The organism is Actinotalea ferrariae CF5-4 (assembly GCF_000603945.1).
Taxonomy (GTDB): domain Bacteria; phylum Actinomycetota; class Actinomycetes; order Actinomycetales; family Cellulomonadaceae; genus Actinotalea; species Actinotalea ferrariae.
In genome coordinates, this window is record NZ_AXCW01000251.1 from 1 (window position 1) to 5,152 (window position 5,152).

Sequence of the window (5,152 nt, forward strand, 5' to 3'; positions counted from 1 at the left end):
GGCACGGGGCTGTCGCTCACCGCGTCAGCATCGCACGGGCCCGCCCGCCCACCGGGTGGGGGGTGCGGTCAGTAGGTGGTGGACACGTCCTCCCACGGCACGGACACCGCGAAGACGACGATGGCGATGATCGCCAGGACGAGCAGGGCGAGGCCGATGTAGCCCACGATGAGACCCGCCTTGGCGAGCCCGGCGCCACCCTCGCCCGTGTTCCGGATCTGGCGCAGGGACATGTGCCCGGTGATGACACCCACGATGCTCCCGAGCACGGGGATCAGGAAGAAGTTGAGGACCGAGGCGATGATCGAGACGATCGCCAGGGTGTTCGTCTTCGGTGCCATGGGGTACCCGCCGCCGTACTGGCCGCCGTAGGGCTGCTGCTGCGCGTACGGCTGCTGGTAGGGCGTCTGGGCCTGGTACGGCTGCTGCCCGGCCGGCTGCTCCTGACCGCCGCCGTAGGACGGCGGCGGGGGCGGGGCGCCGTACGGCTGCTGGCCGAAGGGCTCCTGGCCGGAGGGCTGCCCGGGGTTCTGGTCGCTCACGGTGTCTCCTGAAGAGGTGGGATGTCGGGCGCGGGCACGCGCCCGCCCACGGCGGTCGGGCACCTCACGTCACGGACGCGTCCAGCATGGCACGGGCCCACACCGGCCCGCTGAGGGCTCGCTAGTGTTCATCCGGCCCTGCGGCGCCTGCCCGGGTCCGGCGCGCGTGAAGGGGTCCCGGATGAGCAGCATCGGCTGGAGTCGGCACGGTGACGGGCGGCGGGTCTCACCCGGCGCGGTGGTCGCGCCGCAGGAGCGGCTGTCCTGGCCGCGCACGATCGGCATCGGCATGCAGCACGTCGTCGCGATGTTCGGCGCGACGATCCTCGTGCCCGCCATCACGGGCTTCGACGCGTCGACGACCCTGTTCTTCTCGGCCGTCGGGACCGCCCTCTTCCTCCTCGTCACGGGCAACCGGCTGCCGAGCTACCTCGGCTCCTCCTTCGCCTTCATCGCCCCCATCCTCGCCGCCACCGCCACGGGCGGGCAGTCGGCCGCCGTCGGCGGCGTCCTCCTCACGGGCGTGCTGCTCGCCGTCGTCGGCGTGGTGGTGCACGTCGCGGGGGCGCGCTGGATCGACCTGGTCATGCCGCCGGTCGTCACCGGCACGATCGTGGCGCTCATCGGCCTCAACCTGGCGCCGGTCGCCTGGGGCCTGCCGCAGGGCGACGGCAGCTTCTCCGGCTTCCGCGGCGCACCGCTCACCGCCCTCGTGACGCTCGGGGCGATCGTCCTGGCGACCGTGCTCTTCCGCGGGATGCTCGGCCGGCTGGCGATCCTCGTGGGCGTCGTGGTCGGCTACCTCTTCGCGCTGCTGCGCGGCGAGGTGGACCTGTCCGGGGTGGCGGCCGCGGCCTGGGTGGGCCTGCCCACCTTCACGGCGCCGACGATCGACGTCGGGGTGCTCGTGCTCTTCCTCCCGGTGGTCCTCGTGCTCGTCGCCGAGAACGTCGGGCACGTGAAGTCGGTCGCCGCGATGACGGGCCAGGACCTGGACCCGCTCATGGGGCGGGCGCTCGCGGCCGACGGCGCCGCCACGACCCTCGCCGGCCTGGGTGGCGGCTCGGGCACGACGACGTACGCCGAGAACATCGGCGTCATGGCCGCGACGAAGGTCTACTCGACCGCCGCCTACTGGGTGGCGGCCGGGGCGGCGCTGCTGCTGAGCATGTCGCCGAAGTTCGGCGCCCTCGTCGGCTCCGTGCCGGTGGGTGTGCTGGGCGGTGCCGCGACGCTGCTCTACGGGATGATCGGCATCCTCGGCGCCCGCATCTGGGTGCAGAACCGGGTCGACTTCTCCGACCCCGTCAACCTCACGACCGCGGGCATCGCGATCATCGTCGGCATCGCCAACTACACGTGGATCCCGCAGGAGGGCCTGGAGTTCACAGGCATCGCACTCGGGACCGCCGCGGCCCTCGGGGTCTACCACGTCATGCGCGTGCTGGCCCGGTGGCGCGGGACCACCCAGGAGCCGGCCAGCCCGGCGTCCGTCCCGGGCGGCGACGAGCTGGACCGGGCAGGGCAGCCGGCGGGCCGCTGACCGCGACCTCGCGTGGGGAGCCCGGTGGCGCACGGCGCCGCCGGGCTCTCGCGCTCCCGCGGCCCGTCCGTCAGGTGAGGCGGAGCCCGAGGAGGTGGCCCGCGGCGGCGTCCGGGTCGTCGTGCGCCTCGGGACTCCCGGCCGGGACCGGCGGGACCGGCGTGAAGCCCAGGTGCCGGTAGAACGCGCGGGCGCGGTGGTTCTCCGGGTCCACGCCGAGCATCACGCCCGGCACGCCCTGTGCGCGCAGGGCGTCCAGGAGGTGCTCCACGAGGCGACGGCCGTGGCCGTGGCCCTGCGCCTCGGGCAGCACGTCGATGTGCAGGTGGGCGGGCCAGGTCGCGGTGAGCGTCGGCGGCGTGCGCTCGGGATGCTCCACGAGCCGCAGCAGGGCCGCGTCCGGCGAGCCGGGGACCACACCGGCCCACCGGGCGGCGTCCTCACGCAGGCGGGGCCACCACTCCCGCTCGCACCGGGCCTCGAAGGCGAGCGTGTCCGCGACACCGAGGACGTAGCCGGCCGGCAGGTCGTCGTCGTCGGCGAGGACGAACGCCAGGTCGGGGCTGAACGCGAGGTAGGGGCCGACGTAGACGTCACCGAGGAGGCGGGCGTCGGCGTGGAGCGTCGAGGCGTCCTCGCCCGCGGCGCCCGTGCGCAGGCAGATCTCGTAGAGACGGTCGGTGTCCCGCGCCTCGGCCGGCCGGACGCGCACGGGGGTGGTCCTCAGCCCTCGCCCGTGGCCTCGGCGGAGCCGTCCGCATCGCCGTCGGCGGTCGTCGCGTCCGCCGCCTCGCCCTCGACCGGCGGGCCCTCGGGCGCCGTCTGCAGCGCCTGCTCCAGGGGCACGCAGCCGGGCGGGCCCGCGAGCGGCTGGTCGGGCGCGAGCGTGATCACCGTGGGGTCGAGCAGCGTCGTGAACGCGGAGCCGAGGACGAGGTCGACGGTGGCGTCGGCGCGGCGGTCGAGCTCGAGGACGGGGGCCTCGAGCTGCGCCGCGAGCGTGTAGGCGGCGCGCAGCCCGGTCTCGCCGAAGCGCACGAGCGACGTCCCCGCGTAGCCGCCCGGGAAGTTGTCCGTCGCCTGGACGACGAAGCCGCGGGCGACGAGCTCGTTGCCGATCTCGCCGGCGAGACCGGCGGTCGCGGCGCCGTTGAGGACCCGGACCTGCGTCTCGGCGTAGGTCACCGGCAGGGTGCCCTCCGGCGGGCACGGGGGTGCCGCGACGGTGGGGGCCGGGGTGGTCAGGGTCGTGAACTCGCGCGCGAAGGGGGCGTCGACGACCCCTGTGTACACGGCCGCGGCCGCCAGGCCGGCGACGGCCATCGCGGCGGTCATCGCGCCGAAGACGACGGCCTGCCGCTCGCGGCGGTGCCGGCGGCGCAGCTGCCGGGCGCGCTCGGCCGGCGTGGGCGCGGCCATCAGTCCATCACCAGCACGCGGGCGTGGAGGATGGGGCGCTGCTGCAGGGCCGCGCGCACGGCCCGGTGGAGCCCGTCCTCCAGGTACATGACCCCCCTGAACTGCACGACGTGGGCGAAGAGGTCGCCGTAGAACGTCGAGTCCTCCGAGAGCAGGTTGCCCAGGTCCAGCGTGCGCTTGGTGGTGACGAGCTCGTCCAGCCGGACCTGCCGCGGTGCCACCTCGGCCCACTGCTTGGGCGTGGTGAGGCCGTGGTCCGGGTACGGACGCCCGTCACCCACGGCCTTGAATATCACGCCCCCGAGTCTAGTGGCGCCCCGGGACCGTGCCTGTCATGCGGGTCGTGACGCGCCCCTGAGCGGTTGCGGCCTCGGGTCGCCCGGGTGAGCCTGGCAGGAAGCGACCGCTCGCGGAACGGACGTGGAGCGGATGACCGCCAACCGGAAGGACGAGTCCCATGTCGCAGACCACAGGCACGACCGGCAAGAGCACCGAGCGCACGCAGGCAGCCCGCGAGGTCTCGACGACCCCGACCGGCGGTGGCCTGGTCACGTCGCAGGGCAAGACGAGCATCGGCGACGGCGTCGTGAGCAAGATCGCGGGCATCGCGACCCGTGAGGTCGACGGCGTCTTCGCCGTCGGCGGTGGCGCCGCCCGCGCCATGGGCGCGGTCCGCGAGCGCATCGGCGGCAAGAACCACGCCCAGGGCGTCTCGGTCGAGGTGGGCGAGCGCCAGGCGGCCGTGGACGTCGACGTGGTCGTCGAGTACGGCTACGCCATCGCCGACGTCGCGGACGGCGTGCGACGCAACGTGATCCGCTCCATCGAGCGGATGACCGGCCTGGAGGTCACCGAGGTCAACGTGGCCGTCGGCGACATCCACATCCCGGGTGAGGAGAGCGAGGACCAGGCGCCGGAGCAGGAGCCTCGGGTCCGGTGAGCCAGCCGACCGGCGCCGTGCCCACTCGTCCCGACGGGCCCGATGGGCCTGATGGGCCTGATGGGCGCAACGGGACCAGTGGGCCCGGCGTGGACGCGATCGCGGACGCGCTGGGAGGCGTGCCCGTCGTCCGGCTCCACCAGGGGTCGGCCGCGGGCACGCACCTGCCCGGACGTCGGGTCCACGGCGTCCGCGTCCACGACGCGGGCGTCGAGGTCCACGTCGCGGCCGTGTGGCCCGCGACCGTCGCCGAGGCGGCCGACGCCGTCCGCGCGGCCCTCGCGCCCCTGGCGCCGGGACGCGTGGACGTGACCATCGACGACGTCGTCCTCGACGACGACGACCCCCGCTCTGAGGGACACCGCCCTGAGGGCCCAGCGACGGAGGTTTCCCATGCCTAAGAGCGTCGTCGGTCTGCTGACCGGCCTCCTCGTCACCATCGTGTTCCTGCTCGGCGGCTGGTCGGGCTTCCTGCTCGCCCTGGTCCTGGGTGTCCTCGGGCTGGCGATCGGCGCCCAGCTGGACGGCGACGTCGACATCCCGGACCTGTTCCGGGGTCGGCGTGGCTGACGACGCGGCCTCGACGCTCCGCCTGCCGTCCGCGACCGGGGCCACGGCGGGCCCCCCGGGCGCGCCCGGGGCGAGCTCGACGGCCGCCTCCCGGAGCGCCTCCACGTCCGTGCTGCCCGCGGGCTCGGCCGGACCGGT

General features: G+C 74.7%; 8 protein-coding genes. 4 read left to right on the top strand and 4 right to left on the bottom strand.

Going from position 1 to position 5,152, the window contains the following annotated elements:
• Positions 1–68 precede the first annotated feature (68 nt).
• The gene (locus tag N866_RS15630) at positions 69–542 is read right to left on the bottom strand and encodes a DUF4190 domain-containing protein (protein ID WP_052023140.1); all 474 of its coding nucleotides are present in this window, start codon (positions 540–542) and stop codon (positions 69–71) included.
• Between the two features lie 181 nt (positions 543–723).
• Here N866_RS15630 and N866_RS15635 point away from each other — a divergent pair, with 181 nt between their 5' ends.
• Positions 724–2,085: a uracil-xanthine permease family protein gene (locus tag N866_RS15635; protein ID WP_034228047.1), complete on the top strand. Its 1,362-nt coding sequence runs from the start codon at positions 724–726 to the stop codon at positions 2,083–2,085.
• Positions 2,086–2,155: 70 nt separating this feature from the next.
• On the opposite strand, the gene N866_RS15640 is transcribed toward N866_RS15635, so the two are convergent.
• The 3 genes from N866_RS15640 to N866_RS15650 are packed head-to-tail and all read right to left on the bottom strand — an operon-like array spanning position 2,156 to position 3,800.
• The gene (locus tag N866_RS15640) at positions 2,156–2,797 is read right to left on the bottom strand and encodes a GNAT family N-acetyltransferase (protein ID WP_081802715.1); all 642 of its coding nucleotides are present in this window, start codon (positions 2,795–2,797) and stop codon (positions 2,156–2,158) included.
• A gap of 11 nt (positions 2,798–2,808) precedes the next feature.
• Complete coding sequence (locus N866_RS15645; protein WP_081802716.1) at positions 2,809–3,504, bottom strand: LytR C-terminal domain-containing protein; 696 nt, start codon at positions 3,502–3,504, stop codon at positions 2,809–2,811.
• Positions 3,504–3,800 (bottom strand): type II toxin-antitoxin system VapB family antitoxin, encoded by a 297-nt coding sequence (locus N866_RS15650; protein ID WP_034228049.1) that lies wholly within the window; start codon positions 3,798–3,800, stop codon positions 3,504–3,506. The genes N866_RS15645 and N866_RS15650 overlap by 1 nt, the downstream gene beginning before the upstream one ends.
• Before the next feature lie 161 nt (positions 3,801–3,961).
• Between N866_RS15650 and N866_RS15655 the strand changes: the two genes are divergently transcribed.
• From N866_RS15655 to N866_RS20585, 3 genes are all read left to right on the top strand, one after another.
• Entirely contained in the window at positions 3,962–4,444 is a 483-nt protein-coding gene (locus tag N866_RS15655) for an Asp23/Gls24 family envelope stress response protein (RefSeq protein WP_034228051.1), read from the top strand.
• An 89-nt stretch (positions 4,445–4,533) separates the two neighbouring features.
• Positions 4,534–4,845, top strand: a complete 312-nt coding sequence (locus tag N866_RS15660) for a hypothetical protein (RefSeq protein ID WP_052023141.1) — start codon at positions 4,534–4,536, stop codon at positions 4,843–4,845.
• Complete coding sequence (locus N866_RS20585) at positions 4,838–5,014, top strand: DUF2273 domain-containing protein (RefSeq protein WP_081802717.1); 177 nt, start codon at positions 4,838–4,840, stop codon at positions 5,012–5,014. Before N866_RS15660 ends, N866_RS20585 begins: the two co-directional genes overlap by 8 nt.
• Positions 5,015–5,152: the final 138 nt, after the last annotated feature.

Bases quoted from the DNA above. Each gene is read 5' to 3' on its own strand.
- N866_RS15655 (WP_034228051.1), top strand. From the start codon at position 3,962: ATGTCGCAGACCACAGGCACGACCGGCAAGAGCACCGAGCGCACGCAG.
- N866_RS15645 (WP_081802716.1), bottom strand. From the start codon at position 3,504: ATGGCCGCGCCCACGCCGGCCGAGCGCGCCCGGCAGCTGCGCCGCCGG.
- N866_RS20585 (WP_081802717.1), top strand. From the start codon at position 4,838: ATGCCTAAGAGCGTCGTCGGTCTGCTGACCGGCCTCCTCGTCACCATC.
- N866_RS15635 (WP_034228047.1), top strand. From the start codon at position 724: ATGAGCAGCATCGGCTGGAGTCGGCACGGTGACGGGCGGCGGGTCTCA.